The sequence below is a fragment of the Sphaerisporangium dianthi genome (assembly GCF_042654065.1).
Taxonomy (GTDB): Bacteria; Actinomycetota; Actinomycetes; order Streptosporangiales; family Streptosporangiaceae; genus Sphaerisporangium; species Sphaerisporangium dianthi.
The window spans coordinates 13,697-29,998 of the sequence record NZ_JBHSFP010000006.1 but is presented as its reverse complement, the minus strand read 5'-3'; the positions used below and the strand labels follow the sequence as shown (position 1 = coordinate 29,998).

The window sequence follows — 16,302 nt, the reverse complement described above, 5'->3', positions numbered from 1 at the left end:
CGCGGGGGCCGCGTCCCGCTCGCCCGACACGCGTCCCTCCGGTCCGGCGAACCCCACGGAACCGCAAAGCCTTGTCACGGCGTCCCACCGAGGCATCTACACCCGCTCTGACCTGGGCAGATGCCATGAAATACCGGCCGGTGGCCCTGCATGGCAGGCGACCGGCGAGCCGCGCCGCGGCTCCTAGCCGCAGGAGGCGGGGGCCGGCCTGGTGGTCTCGGGGATGAAGGCGACCTTGGAGAAGTACCTCTTCAGCAGCGACTGGGCCGTGCGGTCGGCGTACATCTGGGAGATCGCGCCGCGCACCGCCTGGCAGGCCCGCACGTCGCCCTTCTTCACCGCCACGGCGTAACGCTCGTCGGTCAGCCGCGCGCCCAGCACCTTGTAGCGGATGTTCTCGCGGTCGGCGAACCCCGCCAGAAGCAGGTCGTCCCCGGGAACGGCGTCCACCTTGCCCTGCCGCAGCAGGTCCATGCACGCGGCGTAGGTCGGGGCCGACTCGATCTGGACGCGCACGACGTCCTGCACGAGCCCGGTGGTCACGCTGGCCCCCGGAGCGCACATCTTGTGCCCCGCGAGGTCGGACAGCTTCTCGAACGGATCTCCGTCCCGCACGAGCACGTCCACGTGGCCGATGTAGTACGGCCCGGCGAACGTCACCGCGTCCTTGCGACCGGCGGAGATCGAGTAGCTGGCGATGACCAGGTCGGCCCCGCCGGAGGCCAGCACGGACGCCCGCTCGCCCAAGGCCACGGCCTTGAAGGAGATGCCACTCGCCGGCACCCCGAGCTGCTTGGCGATGTAGGTTCCGACCTCCACCTCGAACCCGCGCCACCCGTCCTGGCCGTGCAGGGCGATGCCGGGCACCAGGTCGCGTACGGCGATGGTGAGCTTGCCGGTCTCGGCCGCCTTGTCGACGACCGAAGAGAAGGACCGGGCAGGGGACGGGCTCGGCGACGGACTGCGCGCGGGCGTCGCGGTGGCCGGCGGCCCGCCGCCGATCGTGGACGACGGCCGCGGCCCGGAGCCGCCGAAGCCCAGGCCGAGGCTCGGCCCCCACTGCCGCACGGCCAGCGCGCCGCCCCCGGCCAGCACCAGGACCGCCGCGGCCGCCGCCACCCAGCGCCCCCTGCGCGGCCGTCCCGAGGCCGTCACACCGCTCGTGGGGACGCCGCCCACCGGTGACGGCACCGCCCCGCCCGTGCCCGCCATCGCGAACCGGGCGACCTGACCGGCCGGCACGCCGCCGTGCTGGGCGAGGGCGCCGTGCCAGGCCGTGGGCGCGCCGCCGGGGCCCGCCGCCCAGGGGTTCTCGCCGGTCTCCCTGCCCGCCAGTTCGGCGCCCTCGCTCAGCACGGCGGTGGACGCGCCGGTCGCGTCGGTGTGCCCGAGCAGCCGCAGCAGCACGCGGTCGGCCGTCGGGCGGGAGCGCGGATCTTTGCTGAGGCAGGCGCGGACGACGCCGCGCAGCGGCTCTGGCATGGCGCTCAGGTCGGCCTCGTGGTTGAGCACGCGGTTGAGGACGACGGCGATGGAGGTGCCGCCGAAGGGCGCCGCGCCCGTGGCGGCGAAGGCGATGGTCGAGCCCCACGCGAACACGTCGGCGGGCGGCCCCACCTCTCCCCCGGAGATCTGCTCGGGGGCCATGTACGCGGGCGTGCCGACGGCCCTGCTGGTGATCGTGCCGGTCGAGTCGAGGATGCGCGCGATGCCGAAGTCGACCACGCGCGGCCCGTCGACGGCCATGAGCACGTTGTCGGGCTTGAAGTCGCGGTGCACGATGCCGGCGCGGTGGATGGCGGTGAGCGCGGTGGCGGTGCCGACCGCGAGGCGCTCCAGCGCGCCCGCCTTGAACGGCCCGCCGGCTTCGACGGCCGCGCGCAGCGACCTGCCCTCGATGTACTCGCTGGCGATGAACGGAGTGTCCCCGTCGAGGTCGGCGGCGATCACGCGGGCCGTGCAGAACGAGGCGACGCGCTGGGCGGCCTTCAGCTCTCGCGCGAAGCGCGACCTGGCCGTGAGGTCGCCGGTGAACTTCACGTGCAGCAGCTTGATCGCCGCCCGCTCGCCGGTGCCGTCCTGGCCGAGGTAGACCACACCCTGGCCGCCCTCCCCGAGGCGGCCGGTCAGTCTGTAGGGGCCTATCTGCTCGGGATCTCCCCGTCCGAGCGGCCCGAGCTCCGGCATTCCCGTCCTCTGGTCTTGTCAGGTTCCGACCATGAGAACTTTACGGCCCTTCGACGGCTTCCCCGACAGCCGATACCACGCCGTGACCTCACCCCGCCTCAGGACACGCCGCGCCCCGCCGCGTCCACTCCCGTCGTCCTCCAGGGCCGGCGCGGCCGAGGCGGCGGAGATCAGCAGCCGCCGTCGCCGCCACCTCCCCCGCCTCCCCCGCCGTCGCAGGAGCCGCCGCCGTCCCAGCCCCCGGCGGAGGCCGGGCCGTATCCGATGCCGGCGTCGATCGAGCGGTCGAGAGGACCGGACGGGGAACGCCATCTGCGGGATCGGCCCGTCCCGATGTCCGCGCGCTCCTGTATGGCGAAGCTGTTGCGCAGCCCGACGTCGCCGATGGCCGTCATGCCGAGGACGGCGACGTTTCGCAGGGTGCCGCCGTCGCGGACTTCGGTCGCCAGGGCGCGCGACGACCGGCGGCCGCGGATGGAGGGGGTGCCCTTGCGCCGGGTCACCAGGCCGAGGTCGCGCAGGGCTTCGGCGATCGCGTCGACGGCCGGGGACCCCGCCACCACCGAGACCGCGTGACCGAGGTGCCGGCCCGCCTCGGGGACGGCGCCGATGACGGCGGCCTCCACCGGATCGCGGGATTCACGGCGCAGGATCGCCACCCGGTGCATTCCAGGGTGGATCTCGGCGCGCCCGTCCTCGCAGAGGGCGACCAGGGCCACCATGGCGACGCGGCGCGCCCCTCCGCACAAGTAGGCGGTCTCGTACAGGTCAAGATCGGTACGGGTGTCCACGTGCCCCCCTCATCCGAATGATGGCCCGATGATGCGCCACGGCAGGGCGCCCATCTGTGTCAAATGAGACCCGCGCGCCGGCCGCGGATGAGGCGAAGGACATCTGGCCCCTACCCGGACGGCGACGCCGCAGGTAGAGGCCAGAATCGTCTGGGCCGGGCCGCCTAGGCCGACATCTTCTTCTTGAGGTTCTCGTCCAGGGCCGCCAGGAAGTCCTGCGTGGTCAGCCACTTGGCGTCGGCGCCCACGATGAGGGCCAGGTCCTTGGTCATCTGGCCGCTCTCGACGGTCTCGATGCAGACCTGCTCCAGCGCCTCGGCGAACGCGGTCACCTCGGGGGTGTTGTCGAGCTTGCCGCGGTGGGCCAGGCCCCGGGTCCAGGCGAAGATCGAGGCGATCGGGTTGGTGGAGGTCGGGTTGCCCTTCTGGTGCTGCCGGTAGTGGCGCGTGACCGTGCCGTGCGCGGCCTCCGCCTCCACGGTGCGGCCGTCGGGGGTCATCAGGACCGAGGTCATCAGGCCGAGCGAGCCGAAGCCCTGGGCGACCGTGTCGGACTGCACGTCGCCGTCGTAGTTCTTGGCCGCCCAGACGTAGCCGCCCTCCCACTTCATCGCGGCGGCGACCATGTCGTCGATCAGCCGGTGCTCGTAGGTGATGCCGGCGGCCTCGAAGTCGGCCTTGAACTCGGTCTCGTAGATCTCGGCGAAGAGGTCCTTGAACCGGCCGTCGTAGGCCTTCAGGATCGTGTTCTTCGTCGACAGGTAGACCGGGTAGTTGCGGGCCAGGCCGTAGCGCATCGAGGCGCGGGCGAAGTCGCGGATCGACTCGTCGAGGTTGTACATGGCCAGCGCGACGCCGGGACCGGGGAAGTCGTAGACCTCGAACTCGAGGGGCTCCGAGCCGTCCTTGGGGGTGAAGGTCAGGGTCAGCTTGCCCTCGCCCGGCACCTTCAGGTCGGTGGCGCGGTACTGGTCGCCGAACGCGTGACGGCCGACGACGATCGGCTTGGTCCAGCCCGGGACGAGCCTCGGCACGTTGGACATGATGATCGGCTCGCGGAAGATCACGCCGCCGAGGATGTTGCGGATCGTGCCGTTCGGCGACTTCCACATCTTCTTGAGGCCGAACTCCTCGACCCTCGCCTCGTCGGGCGTGATGGTGGCGCACTTGACGCCGACGCCGTACTGCTTGATGGCGTTGGCCGCGTCGACCGTCACCTGGTCGTCCGTCGCGTCGCGGTGCTCGATCCCCAGGTCGTAGTACTTGAGGTCGACGTCGAGGTAGGGCAGGATCAGCTGGTCCTTGATGAACTTCCAGATGATCCGGGTCATCTCGTCGCCGTCGAGTTCGACGACGGGACCCGCTACCTTGATCTTGGGCATGCTAGAGGTTCCCCTTCTTACACTTCTTACGACTAGGCTGACCAAACCGGTCTTTCTACGCACGCAATCGTCGTGAGGCTACCCGACCGGGTGTGCCGGGTCGCTATCTGCCCGTCATCCACTGCACGGCGACGCTGGCGGCTACCCCGGCGAGCATGCAGCCGAGGACGCCATAGGTGACGACGTCGGTGCGCCGCCGGCGCACCGCGAGAAGGTTCTCGTCGCCACCGGGGACGACCAGTCGCAGCACGGCGCCCAGCAGGAGCGAGCCGGCCACGACCAATGAGCCCGCCCAAGCGGGCAGGCCCATCGCGATCGCCCCGAAGCCGATGGCCGCGCCCGCCAGGACCAGCAGGTACGGCCCCCAGCCCTTACCTCTCGTCAATCGCCACCCACTTCTGGTCGCGCTCCCCGATGTACTCGCTGTCGGGACGGATCAACCGGTTGTCGGCGTGCTGCTCGATCACGTGGGCCGTCCAGCCGGACATCCGGCTCACCGAGAAGACCGGGGTGAACAGGTCCGTCGGGATGCCGAGGTAGTGGTAGACCGTCGCGGCGTAGAAGTCGACGTTGGGATACAGCCCCTTCTCGGCGAAGACGACCTCCTCCATCTCCTTCGACATCCGATAGTAGGTGTCGTCCCCGCCGGCCTCGCCCAGCTCGCGCGACATCTTGCGCAGGTGCGTCGCGCGCGGGTCCTCGGTCTTGTACACGCGGTGGCCGAAGCCCATGATCTTCTCGCCGCGGCCCAGCTTGTCGCGCACCGCCCGCGCCACCCCGTCGGACGGGATGCTCTCGAGCGTGCGCATCACCTGCTCGTTCGCGCCGCCGTGCAGGGGGCCCTTGAGCGTGCCGATGGCGGCCACGATCGCCGAGTGCATGTCCGACAGCGTCGCCGCGCACACGCGGGCGGCGAAGGTCGAGGCGTTCATGGTGTGGTCGGCGTGCAGGACCAGGCAGGCGTCGAAGATGTCGACCGCGCGCTGGTCGGGGACGCGACCGGTGATCTGCAGCAGGAAGTTCGCCGCGATGCTCAGCTCCGGATCGGGCTCGCGCAGAGGAGCGCCGGTGCGGGCCGCGTGGTAGCGCGCGACGAGGATCGGCTGCTGCGCCGTCAGGCGTGCCGCCTTGCGGCAGTTGGCCTCCGGCTCGTTGGACTCCTTGTCGGGGTCCTCCGCGCTCGTCAGCGACACCAGCGTCCGCAGCGCCTCCATGGGGCCCTGCTTCTCGGCGATCTCGGCGACGTTGGCCTCGACGAGGGCGCCGAGCGTGCGGCCCCTGACGAGCTCGGCTCCGTAGTCGGCCAGCTGCTGACGCGTGGGGAGCGTGCCATGTTGCAGCAGGTGCGCGGTCTCTTCGAAGCTCGTGCGGCCGGCCAGCTCGTGGATGTCGTAGCCGCGGTAGAAGAGGCGACCGGCTTTGCCGTCGATGTCGCTCAGCGCTGTGGACGCGGCGACGACATCGGCGAGGCCTTTGGTGGGGTTGTCCGCCATGTGTTGTTTCCTCCGCTTATCTTCGCTCGAAGTCTACCTGTGAGCTGGTAAAACCAGCCGCGGAGGTCCAGACCAATTTCTGCATTGATTCTCGTTATGGCAAAGGAGATTCCCCAACCCCTCGTTTGGGTAAGCCGGAGCTGTAGCGGAAGTAACGGCGGGCTACCTGGGGAGGAACTGCCGTGGAGGGGCCGTTCATACGCGTCGAGGACACCGGTGAGGTCGTCCCACTGCGCCCCGAGATCACGACGATCGGCCGAGGCCGAGGCGTCGATGTCAGGCTGGCCGATCCGAGCGTGTCACGACTCCACGCCGAGTTCGTCCGCCGCGGACCTTACCTGTATGTCGTTGACCTGGGCCTGTCCCGCAACGGCACCCGGGTGAACGGCAGGCCGATCGCCCGGAGGGTGCTCGACGACGGCGACGTCGTCTCCTTCGGCGCGGCGCGCTGCCGGGTGGGCGGCATCCCGAGGGAGGACTTCGCGCCGGAGGTCGAGCTGCGCCGTGCGGCCGCACCCGAGCTGACCAGGCGAGAGGTCGACGTCCTGACCTCCCTGTGCAGGCCCGCGCTGTCGGACGAGGCGTTCGTCGCGCCGGCCACCGCCCGCGAGATCGCCGACGACCTGGTGGTGACCGAGGCCGCCGTCAAGCAGCACCTGCTGCGCCTGTACCAGAAGTTCCGCATTCCCGAGGGCATCAACCGGCGCACGAGGCTGGCGAACGAGGTCGTCGCCCTCGGCCTGGTGCGCCCCACGCCCGTGGTGCCCCCGCAGCGCACGTCCGGCCCCGGCGAGTCCCCACCCCCGCAGACCGCCAACCGCCGAGCCTCGTAACCCTAGGCCCGCCGGGGGCCTCCCGGCGTCGGGCTGTACTACATCGGGCGGTTCAGCGGGGGTGGCGCTCGGCGGCCTCGACGACGTTGGTGATGAGCATCGCGCGGGTCATCGGGCCGACGCCGCCCGGGTTGGGCGCCACGAACCCGGCGACCTCGCGGACCTCCGGCGCGACGTCGCCGGCCAGTTTGCCGTCGACGCGTGAGACGCCCACGTCCAGCACGGCGGCGCCGGGCTTCACCATGCCGGGTGTGATCAGGCCGGGGACGCCCGCTGCCGCCACCACGATGTCGGCCTCGCGCACCCGCGCCGGGAGGTCGTGGGTGCCGGTGTGGCACAGGGTAACGGTGGCGTTCTCGGTGCGGCGGGTCAGCAGGAGGCCCAGCGGACGGCCCACGGTGATGCCGCGGCCGATGACGGTGACGTCGGCGCCCTTGATCGGCACCCCGTACTCCTGCAGGAGCGCCACGATGCCCCGGGGCGTGCACGGCAGCGGGGCGTCGACCATGTGCACGAGCCGGCCGAGGTTGACCGGGTGCAGGCCGTCGGCGTCCTTGCCCGGGTCCATGCGCTCGATCAGCGACTGGGTGTCGAGGTGGCGGGGCAGCGGGAGCTGGACGATGTACCCCGTGCAGGCGGGGTCGGCGTTCAGCTCGTCGATGGCGGCCTCCACCTCGGCCTGCGAGGCGGTCTCGGGGAGATCTTTGCGGATCGAGGCGATGCCGACCTCGGCACAGTCGCGGTGCTTGCCGGCGACGTAGATCTGGCTGCCCGGATCGTCGCCGACGAGGATCGTGCCGAGGCCGGGGGTGACGCCCCGCGCGGCGAGCCTGCTCACCCGCTGGGCCAGCTCTGCCTTGATCTTCGCCGCGGTGGCCTTGCCGTCGAGAATCTGCGCGCTCACAACTCGCCATCTTCCCATGCCGGGCGCGGGGAAGGTGTCAGTGGTGGTGCGAGCAGCAGGCGCCGGGCTCGCCGTCGTAGCTGTCGTGGTGGGGGAATTCGCTGACGTGCTTCTGCCGGCCGAGGGGCGTGAAGTCGAGGTAGTTGTAGGTGTTCAGCAGCACCTCGGGGCCCCGGCCGTAGGTCGAGTAGGTGTGGAACACGCGCTCGCCGTCACGCAGGAACACGCTCAGGCCGTGCCCGTCCTGCCCGTTCTGGGCGAAGAAGTGCAGGCCCTTGCCCTCCAGGGTGGCCTTGTCCATGTAGTTGTACTCGACCGGGGCGACCGCCTCGTCGTTGCTGGCGTGGAAGTCGTAGTTGAAGTCGCCGCCGTGGGAGGAGTACCACGGCACGGTCCAGCCCATGCGGTGCCGGAACCGCTCGATGGAGGCGAGCGGCGCGCGGGACACCAGGGCGAGAGTGGTGTCGCACCCGTGCAGGTGGCGCAGGTCCGCGATGTGGTCGACCAGGAACGAGCAGCTCGTGCACCCCTGGTCCGCGTCGGGCACCCACATGAAGTGGTAGATGATCAGCTGGCGGCGCCCTTCGAACAGGTCGGCGAGGCCGGTCTCGCCGTCCGGGCCCTGGAAGACGTACGGCTTGCCGATCTCGACCATGGGCAGCGCCCGGCGCTCGGCGTTGAGCGCGTCCCGCGCCCGGGTCAGCTCCTTCTCCCTCACCAGCAGCTCTTTGCGCGCCTTCAACCACTCTTCGCGCGACACGATCGGAGGTGACTCCACCGGTCCTCCCTGAGATGCGACGACTGACCGGTGTCCACGGTAGACCGGGCCACGCCGGTCGTCCCGCCGTCCGGCGAACCTCAGGGGTCGGGGTGTGGTCGCTCCGCACGCGCGCCGCGCGGCTCCCCTCACAGAGGGAACCGCGCGGCGCGGTGGCGCGCGTTGGACGGCGGGCCGTGCGGGCCCGCCGGGCGGAGAACCGGCCGGCGCCGGTCAGTGGAAGAAGTGGCGGGTGCCGGTGAAGTACAGCGTGATGCCGGCCTTGGCGGCGGCCTCGACCACCTCTTCGTCCCTGATGGACCCGCCGGGCTCGACGACGGCCTTCACGCCGGCGTCGATGAGCACCTGGAGACCGTCCGCGAACGGGAAGTAGGCGTCGGAGGCCGCCACGGCGCCCTCGGCGCGGTCTCCGGCGCGCGACACCGCCAGGCGGGCGGAGTCGACCCGGTTGACCTGCCCCATGCCGACGCCGACGGTCGCCCGGCCCGAGGCGAGCAGGATGGCGTTGGACTTGACCGAGCGGCACGCCTTCCAGGCGAACGCCAGGTCGGCCAGCACCTCGGGCGAGGCCGCCGAGCCGGCCTTGAGCTCCCAGGCGGCCGGGTCGTCGCCGGGCGCGTCCACCCGGTCGACCGTCTGGACGAGCAGGCCGCCGTCGATGCGGCGGTACTCGGCGGGGTTGGCCGGGCCGGCGGAGCAGCGCAGCAGCCGGAGGTTCTTCTTCTTGGTCAGCACGGCCAGCGCGGCCTCGGTGAACGACGGCGCGACCACGACCTCGGTGAAGATCGGCGCGATCTGCTCGGCGAGCTCCTCGGTCACCTCGCCGTTCACCGCGATGACCCCGCCGTAGGCGGACACCGGGTCGCAGGCGTGCGCCTTGCGGTGCGCCTCGGCCACGTCGTCGCCCACGGCCACGCCGCACGGGTTGGCGTGCTTGATGATCGCGACGGCGGGGTCGGCGAAGTCCCACGCAGCGCGCCAGGCGGCGTCGGCGTCCACGTAGTTGTTGTACGACATCTCTTTGCCGTGCAACTGCTCGGCGTTGGCCAGGCCGTCCTGCCCGCCGGAGTAGAGCGCGGCCCCCTGGTGGGGGTTCTCGCCGTACCTCAGCACGGCCCGGCGCTGCCAGGCCGCGCCCATGAAGGACGGCCAGGCGGTGTCCTCCTCGGGGGCGTAGACGCCCGCGAACCACGAGGCCACCATCGTGTCGTACGCGGCGGTGTGGGCGTAGGCGACGGCGGCGAGGCGACGGCGCTCGGGCTCGGTGAAGCCGCCCTGCTCGACGGCGCTCAGCACCTCGCCGTAGCGCGCCGGGTCGGTCACCACGGCGACCGTGCCGTGGTTCTTCGCCGCCGCGCGGATCATCGCCGGGCCGCCGATGTCGATCTGCTCGACGCATTCCTCCTCGGAGGCCCCCGAGGCGACCGTCTGCTGGAAGGGGTACAGGTTGACCACGACGAGCTGGAACGGCTCGATCTCCAGCTCTTCGAGCTGCTTGACGTGGGAGGGGTTGGACCCGTCGGCCAGCAGGCCGGCGTGCACGCGCGGGTGCAGGGTCTTGACCCGTCCGCCCAGGCACTCGGGGAAGCCGGTCAGCGACTCCACCGGAGTCACCGGCACGCCGAACGAGGCGATCTTCGACGCCGTGCCCCCCGTGGACACGATCTCGACGCCGGCGGCGTCCAGGGCCCGGGCCAGGTCCTCCAGGCCGGACTTGTCGTATACCGTGATCAGCGCGCGCCGGATGGCGATGCGGGTCACTTCGTGCTCCTCCCTGTGTCCAGGCGGTCCGGAATTCCCGGACTGCCCGGAGGTTGCGACTGGTTCGGACGGTCTCGGTCGCCCAGGCGGACGTGGCGGCCGGTGACCGTCCAGCCGTCCCGGGCCATGCGGCCCACGACCTCGACGAGCAGGCGGCGCTCGACGATCTTGATGCGCTCGTGGAGCGAGCCCTCGTCGTCCCCGTCGTGGACGGCCACCGCCTCCTGGGCGATCACGGGACCGGTGTCCACGCCGGCGTCGACCAGGTGCACGGTGCAGCCGGTCACCCGGACGCCGTAGGCGAGGGCGTCGGGGACGGCGTGCGCGCCGGGGAAGGACGGCAGCAGGGCGGGATGGGTGTTGACCACCGAGAACCCGCCGAGGACCTCCGGGCCGAGGATCTTCATGAATCCCGCGGAGACGACGAGGTCCGGCTCGTGGGCGGCGATCGCCGCGCGCAGAGCCTGGTCCCAGCCCGATCGGGTGGGGTGGTCGGCCAGTTTGACGACGAAGGCGGGCAGGCCGGCGCGCCGGGCGCGGGCGAGGCCCTCGATGCCGTCTCGGTCGGCGCCGACCGCGACGATACGGGCTCCGTATGCGTCATCAGTGGCGGCGTCCATGAGGGCCTGTAGGTTGGTCCCGGAACCGGAGACGAGGACCACGAGCCGAGCCGACAGGGCTGCACTCCTTCGAAGGTGACGTTGTAGGTATGGCGTCAGCGTATCGGCCCGTCCGTTCCGCGACGCAGAGGAGGTCACGTGCAACCACCCGCGGTGACGTCGGAGAGCGAGCTCGGGCGCCGGGCGCTGCTGCTCTCCATCGGCGCCCTGGCGCTCACTTTCGTGGTGCCGATGTTCGGCCTGGCCCTGGGCGTATTCTCGGCCGTCGTGTGCTTCCGGACGTGGCGGTCGCTGTCCGGCAAGCAGCGGCCCGTCGTGCTCGCCGTGGTGGGGATGCTGCTCTCGCTCGTGTCCCTGTGCCTGGCCGCCGCGGTGCTGTGGGTGCAGATGTACTTCGACACGCCGCTGACGGCGTACAACGAGTGCATGAAGGGCGCGGGCACGTCGACCTCGCAGCAGGGGTGCGTCGTCGAGCTCGAGCGGGCCGTCGAGAGCCGGCTGCCGTTCATGCCGAAGGGGAGCGTAAAGCTTCCCTTCCCTCCGTGACGCCGTCCGCAAGGCCCGACATGTCGCCGTCTATCGTGAGACATGTAGCCAGTTTTTCCGGGCGCTCTTCTCGAGCGTCCGGGACGGGACGCTCGCGTGTCCACGCGTTCCTCTGATCCGAGGAGAACAGTGAACGACTGCACCCACCTCAGCTTCGTCAAGGACATCGAGCCGAACACTCCTCAGGGTTGCGAAGAGTGCCTGGCCTCCGGCGGACGCTGGGTCCACCTGCGCACGTGCCTGACCTGCGGGCACGTCGGCTGCTGTGACTCCTCCCCCAACCGCCACGCCAGCCGCCACTACGCGGACGTCACGCATCCGATCGCCGAGTCGTTCGAGCCCGGTGAGAACTGGGCCTGGTGCTACGCCGACGAACTGCTGTTCGAGCCGTCCCCGAGCGGCAAGGGCGACCGCTCGCACACCACGCGCTTCCGTCTCTGACGGGGCCGGGCTTCACGAGGGTCAGGAGTCGCGGTCCCACGCGTAGGGGTCGACGTAGATGATGTGGCCGCCGCGGTCGTCCGACTCGTCAACGATGTCGCGGCGCGGCGGCCGCGGCTCCTCGCGCCTGGCGCCGCGCGCCTTGCTCGCGGCGGCCCCGGCGCCGGGGCCGCCTCCGCCTGTGGCCCCCTTGCCGGAGCGCGGGGCCTTCGCCGCGGGCCCGCCTGACAGGACGGGGTCGAAGGGCTCCGCGGCCGCCGAGGCGTGCTCGTCCGACCAGTCGGCCCTGATCACCGGGATCGGCTGGGTGTCGGCCTCCGTGGCGTCCATCCAGTGGCCCGGCAGCTCGCCGGTGACCACCGGCGCGGCCAGTTTGACCTTGCCGGCCACCTTGGCGATGGCGTCCCCCGCCCTGCGGACCGGCGCGGCCTCGACCCGGGCGCCGTGGAACACCAGCCACCAGTTGGCCAGCCCCGCCGAGATGCCCGCCGCCACGCCGACCTCCAGGGTCACCGAGAGCGCCACCTCCCAGGCCGAGGGGCCGACGGCGGACAGACGGGCGCCCCCGAGCGGACCGCCCGCGAGCGCCGCCAGCAGCCCCGCCGACAGGCCGGCGCCCAGGCCGCAGACGAAGCCCCAGAGCGGCGCCGACTCGAAGTGCGGGGTCGGGGAGATGCGCGCCACCATCACGCCGGCGACCGCGCCCGCGATGAACGGGACAGCGAGCACACCCATGATCCACGGCGACATGGTGCCGGAGTCGGGCAGCGCGCCGAGGAGGGGCAGCGCCGGCACCGCGCCCAGCTGCACGCCCGTGGGCGCGACCAGCGTGCCCGTGCCGAGGGCGAACCCCGGCCCGCTGATGTAGGCCAGGCCCCAGATGACGAAGTTGAACAGGTAGAGCGTCTCGACCAGCAGCAGGAGCGCCCCTCCGACGAAGCCGGGCGCCAGCAGCTCCGACAGCCGCCGGATCTGCCCGAAGTCGGCCACGATCGCCGCGAGCACGAGCACGAGCCCCGCCGCCATCAGGATCGACAGCGCGACGGCCGTGCCGACGACGACCGACCGCGCGCGCTCGGGCAGCAGGCGGAGCATGGAGCGCCACGGGCCGATCGTGCGGGCGGTCGCCAGCGAGCCGGCGACGAAGGCCAGCACGAGGTGGCTCAGCAGGGCCTCGCCGACGAACGGCTGGGTGAGGTTGTTCTGGGCGGCCAGCGCGATCACCCCTGCCAGCAGGGCGTACGGCGCGGCCAGCGAGATGCCGGCCTGGGCGATCAGCACGAGCTGGGCGCGGCGGCGGGCGTTGGCCAGGTCCTTGGTGCTGCCCTTGGGCAGCCGGGCGGGCAGCCGCAGCCGCAGGTCGGCGTCCCGCGCCATCCACATCGCGGCGCGGTACAGCAGGGCGGCGGGCAGCACCGTCAGGCCGAGGGGCAGCAGGCCGACGCGGCCGCCCGGGATGGCGAAACCCGCGTGGTGGGCGGCCAGCCAGACCTGGCAGGCGGCGCGGAACACCCCGGGGAGGCCCTGCCCGAACGCGCCGCGGGGCGCGGCGATCCACCCGATCAAGGTGAGCGTGGTCAGGACGGCGAGGCCGACGCCGAGGGTCCAGGCGGCGGCGAGCATCCCTGAGACGGGCAGCGGACGGCGCGCCTCGTCGTCGTCGCCACCGCTTCCCGCCAGGGGGATGCGGTTGAGGACGGTGCGGGGGGCCGCCCGGAGCTGGTCGAAAAGGGCCGTCACAGTCATCGATGTTCTCAGCATGTCCCGCCCGCACGGGCCTACCGCGCCCGCGTGTCGCCCCCTTTGTCCCCGGGACGATCAGCGGATCGCGCGCGACGTGCACCGCGGCGACCGGCCACCCGCGTCGCTACACGTGCTGAGGGCGACGAAAGAGGGACGCCCGGCCGGTGGCCGGGCGTCCCTGGGTCTCACCCATCGCGCTCACGCGGTACCCGAGATCCCGGAGGTACCGGGACCCCGCACGTGTCGGGACCCCCAGGCGCCGGGACCCCTCAGATACGGGGATCCCGGAGGTACCGGGTTCCGGAACCCCGCAGGCACCGGGACCCCTCAGATAAGGGATCCCGGAGATGCCGGGTTCCGGGATCCCGCAGGCACCGGGATCCTGGAGGTACCGGGATCCGCGGCAGCGCGGTCAGCGGTGGCGCGGTCAGCGGTGGCGCGGTCGTGTCAGCGGGAGCGCATGATGTCGCGCATGAGACGGGCGGTCTCGCTGGGGGTCTTGCCGACCCGCACGCCGACCTTCTCCAGCGCTTCCTTCTTCGCCTGCGCCGTGCCCGCCGAACCCGACACGATCGCCCCGGCGTGGCCCATCGTCTTGCCCTCGGGCGCGGTGAACCCCGCCACATAGGCGACCACCGGCTTGGTCACGTGCTGCTCGATGTAGGCCGCCGCACGCTCCTCGGCGTCGCCGCCGATCTCGCCGATCATCACGATCGCCTCGGTCTCCGGATCGGCCTGGAAGGCCTCCAGCGCGTCGATGTGCGTCGTGCCGATCACCGGGTCGCCGCCGATGCCCACCGCCGTGGAGAACCCGATGTCACGCAACTCGTACATCAGCTGGTAGGTCAGCGTCCCCGACTTGCTCACCAGGCCGATGCGACCCGAGGAGGTGATGTCGGCCGGGATGATGCCCGCGTTGGAGGCGCCGGGCGAGGCGATGCCGGGGCAGTTCGGGCCGATGATGCGGGTCTTGCCGCCCTTGGCGATGGCGTACGCCCAGAACTCGGTGGAGTCGTGGACCGGCACGCCCTCGGTGATGACGACGGCGAGCGGGATCTCGGCGTCGATGGCCTCCTTGACGGCGGTCTTGGTGCCCGCCGGCGGCACGAAGATGACGGTGACGTCGGCGCCGGTGGCGGCCACGGCCTCGGCCACGGTCGCGAAGACCGGAAGCTCCACGCCGTCGAAGTCGACGGTGGTGCCCGCCTTGCGGGGGTTGGTACCGCCGACGACCTTCGCACCGGCCTTCAGCATGCGCCGGGTGTGCTTGGAGCCCTCGGAACCCGTGATGCCCTGGACGATGATCTTGCTGTTCTCGGTCAGCCAGATTGCCATTACGCACCTACCGCAGCGAGCTCGGCGGCGCGCTTGGCCGCTTCGTCCATAGTGTCCACGAGTTCGACGCGGGGCAGGCCCGCGTCGCTGAGAATCTGCCGCCCGAGGGTGGCGTTGTTGCCGTCCAGCCGGACGACCAGCGGGTGGGTGACCGACTCACCGCGCTCGGAGAGCAGCTTGAACGCCGAGACGATGCCGTTGGCGACGGCGTCGCAGGCGGTGATGCCGCCGAAGACGTTCACGAAGACCGACTTGACGGCCGGGTCGGACAGCACGATCTCAAGGCCGTTGGCCATGACCTCGGCCGAGGCCCCGCCGCCGATGTCGAGGAAGTTCGCCGGACGCTGGCCGCCAAACTGCTCGCCGGCGTAGGCGACGACGTCGAGGGTCGACATGACCAGGCCGGCGCCGTTGCCGATGATGCCCACGGAGCCGTCGAGCTTGACGTAGTTGAGGTCCTTCTCTTTCGCCCGGGCCTCCAGCGGGTCCTCGGCGGCCTTGTCGGCGTAGGACCCGTGCTCGCCCTGACGGAAGTCGGCGTTGTCGTCGAGGCTGACCTTGCCGTCGAGCGCCTTCACCTGGCCGTCGTCGGTCAGGATCATCGGGTTGACCTCGACCAGCGTGGCGTCCTCGTCCACGAAGACGGCCCAGAGCTTCTCGATGATCTCGGCGGCGCCGTCCAGCGCGACCTCGGGGAGACCGCCCGCCTGGGCGATCTCGCGAGCGCGCGCGCGGTCGACGCCGGTCAGCGGGGAGACCGGGATCTGGGCGACCTTGTCGGGCGAGGTGTGCGCGACCTCTTCGATCTCCATGCCGCCCGCGGCGGAGCAGATGGCGAGGAAGGTGCGGTTCGCGCGGTCGAGCAGGAAGGAGAAGTAGTACTCCTCGGCGATCGCACTGGCCTCTTCGACGAGGACCTTGTGGACCGTGTGCCCCTTGATGTCCATACCGAGGATGCCGGTGGCCTTGCTCTCGGCGTCGGCGGCGTCGTCGGCGACCTTGACGCCTCCCGCCTTGCCGCGGCCCCCGGTCTTGACCTGGGCCTTGACGACCACACGGCCGGTCAGCCGCTCGGCTGCCGCCCGTGCCTCCTCCACGGTGTGCGCGACGACGCCGCGCGGCACCGGGATGCCATACTCCGCGAAGAGCTCCTTCGCCTGATGTTCGAACAGGTCCACGAGGGTCCGTCCTTGCTTGTCCGGCTGTCTTCTTCTCTACGTTGAGGCCAGACCTCAAGGCACCCGCGATCCGCCGGAAGCCTGGCCTGAGAAGCCTAGCCGCCACCAGGACGTGGAGCGCTCGCCGGGGGGCCATTACCTCCACGCCTCGGGTAATGAGATACGCCACTTTTCCCAAGATTCCCGCATATCCGGCAGTGGCTCTGCATCACCATGCTTACCCACATTTCGGTGCATGTCGTGATTTCACCGTGATCTTGACTTACGAGAATGCCGAGGTCTCTCGACGACGGGGCGAGGGCATATAACG

At 71.3% G+C, this 16,302-nt stretch carries 15 protein-coding genes; 3 read left to right on the top strand and 12 right to left on the bottom strand.

Annotated features, from left to right (window positions below; genetic code table 11):
• Positions 1–183: 183 nt before the first annotated feature.
• The 5 genes from ACFO60_RS11515 to ACFO60_RS11495 form a co-directional block, all read right to left on the bottom strand.
• Positions 184–2,187 (bottom strand): serine/threonine-protein kinase, encoded by a 2,004-nt coding sequence (locus ACFO60_RS11515; RefSeq protein WP_380839992.1) that lies wholly within the window; start codon positions 2,185–2,187, stop codon positions 184–186.
• Between the two features lie 170 nt (positions 2,188–2,357).
• Positions 2,358–2,978 (bottom strand): TIGR04222 domain-containing membrane protein, encoded by a 621-nt coding sequence (locus tag ACFO60_RS11510; protein ID WP_380839990.1) that lies wholly within the window; start codon positions 2,976–2,978, stop codon positions 2,358–2,360.
• Positions 2,979–3,142: 164 nt separating this feature from the next.
• Positions 3,143–4,360: an NADP-dependent isocitrate dehydrogenase gene (locus ACFO60_RS11505; RefSeq protein ID WP_380839988.1), complete on the bottom strand. Its 1,218-nt coding sequence runs from the start codon at positions 4,358–4,360 to the stop codon at positions 3,143–3,145.
• A 103-nt stretch (positions 4,361–4,463) separates the two neighbouring features.
• A complete protein-coding gene (locus tag ACFO60_RS11500; protein WP_380839986.1) occupies positions 4,464–4,745 on the bottom strand; it encodes a DUF3017 domain-containing protein in 282 nt (93 codons plus the stop codon).
• On the bottom strand, positions 4,732–5,853 hold the full coding sequence (locus tag ACFO60_RS11495) for a citrate/2-methylcitrate synthase (protein ID WP_380839984.1): 1,122 nt from the start codon (positions 5,851–5,853) through the stop codon (positions 4,732–4,734). Before ACFO60_RS11495 ends, ACFO60_RS11500 begins: the two co-directional genes overlap by 14 nt.
• Positions 5,854–6,035: 182 nt before the next feature.
• Here ACFO60_RS11495 and ACFO60_RS11490 point away from each other — a divergent pair, with 182 nt between their 5' ends.
• Positions 6,036–6,686 (top strand): FHA domain-containing protein, encoded by a 651-nt coding sequence (locus tag ACFO60_RS11490; RefSeq protein WP_380839982.1) that lies wholly within the window; start codon positions 6,036–6,038, stop codon positions 6,684–6,686.
• A 52-nt stretch (positions 6,687–6,738) separates the two neighbouring features.
• On the opposite strand, the gene ACFO60_RS11485 is transcribed toward ACFO60_RS11490, so the two are convergent.
• From ACFO60_RS11485 to purN, 4 genes are all read right to left on the bottom strand, one after another.
• Complete coding sequence (locus ACFO60_RS11485; RefSeq protein WP_380839981.1) at positions 6,739–7,590, bottom strand: bifunctional methylenetetrahydrofolate dehydrogenase/methenyltetrahydrofolate cyclohydrolase; 852 nt, start codon at positions 7,588–7,590, stop codon at positions 6,739–6,741.
• Between the two features lie 37 nt (positions 7,591–7,627).
• The gene (locus tag ACFO60_RS11480; RefSeq protein ID WP_380839979.1) at positions 7,628–8,368 is read right to left on the bottom strand and encodes a DUF899 domain-containing protein; all 741 of its coding nucleotides are present in this window, start codon (positions 8,366–8,368) and stop codon (positions 7,628–7,630) included.
• Between the two features lie 213 nt (positions 8,369–8,581).
• Complete coding sequence (gene purH / locus ACFO60_RS11475) at positions 8,582–10,129, bottom strand: bifunctional phosphoribosylaminoimidazolecarboxamide formyltransferase/IMP cyclohydrolase (protein ID WP_380839977.1); 1,548 nt, start codon at positions 10,127–10,129, stop codon at positions 8,582–8,584.
• Positions 10,126–10,749 (bottom strand): phosphoribosylglycinamide formyltransferase, encoded by a 624-nt coding sequence (gene purN / locus ACFO60_RS11470; RefSeq protein ID WP_380839975.1) that lies wholly within the window; start codon positions 10,747–10,749, stop codon positions 10,126–10,128. Before purN ends, purH begins: the two co-directional genes overlap by 4 nt.
• 138 nt (positions 10,750–10,887) lie before the next feature.
• On the opposite strand from purN, the gene ACFO60_RS11465 reads away from it, so the two are divergent.
• Both ACFO60_RS11465 and ACFO60_RS11460 read left to right on the top strand, forming a co-directional pair.
• Entirely contained in the window at positions 10,888–11,295 is a 408-nt protein-coding gene (locus tag ACFO60_RS11465; RefSeq protein WP_380839974.1) for a hypothetical protein, read from the top strand.
• Between the two features lie 129 nt (positions 11,296–11,424).
• Positions 11,425–11,736: a ubiquitin carboxyl-terminal hydrolase 14 gene (locus ACFO60_RS11460; protein ID WP_380839972.1), complete on the top strand. Its 312-nt coding sequence runs from the start codon at positions 11,425–11,427 to the stop codon at positions 11,734–11,736.
• Positions 11,737–11,757: 21 nt separating this feature from the next.
• On the opposite strand, the gene ACFO60_RS11455 is transcribed toward ACFO60_RS11460, so the two are convergent.
• The 3 genes from ACFO60_RS11455 to sucC form a co-directional block, all read right to left on the bottom strand.
• Positions 11,758–13,476 carry a cell division protein PerM gene (locus tag ACFO60_RS11455; RefSeq protein WP_417765081.1) on the bottom strand — a complete coding sequence of 573 codons (1,719 nt, stop codon included), beginning with the start codon at positions 13,474–13,476 and terminating at the stop codon, positions 11,758–11,760.
• A 450-nt stretch (positions 13,477–13,926) separates the two neighbouring features.
• The gene (gene sucD, locus ACFO60_RS11450; RefSeq protein WP_380839968.1) at positions 13,927–14,814 is read right to left on the bottom strand and encodes a succinate--CoA ligase subunit alpha; all 888 of its coding nucleotides are present in this window, start codon (positions 14,812–14,814) and stop codon (positions 13,927–13,929) included.
• Positions 14,814–15,992 (bottom strand): ADP-forming succinate--CoA ligase subunit beta, encoded by a 1,179-nt coding sequence (gene sucC, locus ACFO60_RS11445; protein WP_380839966.1) that lies wholly within the window; start codon positions 15,990–15,992, stop codon positions 14,814–14,816. Before sucC ends, sucD begins: the two co-directional genes overlap by 1 nt.
• Between the last annotated feature and the right edge of the window lie 310 nt (positions 15,993–16,302).

Coding starts and splice junctions, on each gene's coding strand:
- ACFO60_RS11515 (WP_380839992.1), bottom strand. CDS start 2,187: ATGCCGGAGCTCGGGCCGCTCGGACGGGGAGATCCCGAGCAGATAGGC.
- purN (WP_380839975.1), bottom strand. CDS start 10,749: ATGGACGCCGCCACTGATGACGCATACGGAGCCCGTATCGTCGCGGTC.
- ACFO60_RS11505 (WP_380839988.1), bottom strand. CDS start 4,360: ATGCCCAAGATCAAGGTAGCGGGTCCCGTCGTCGAACTCGACGGCGAC.
- sucD (WP_380839968.1), bottom strand. CDS start 14,814: ATGGCAATCTGGCTGACCGAGAACAGCAAGATCATCGTCCAGGGCATC.
- ACFO60_RS11495 (WP_380839984.1), bottom strand. CDS start 5,853: ATGGCGGACAACCCCACCAAAGGCCTCGCCGATGTCGTCGCCGCGTCC.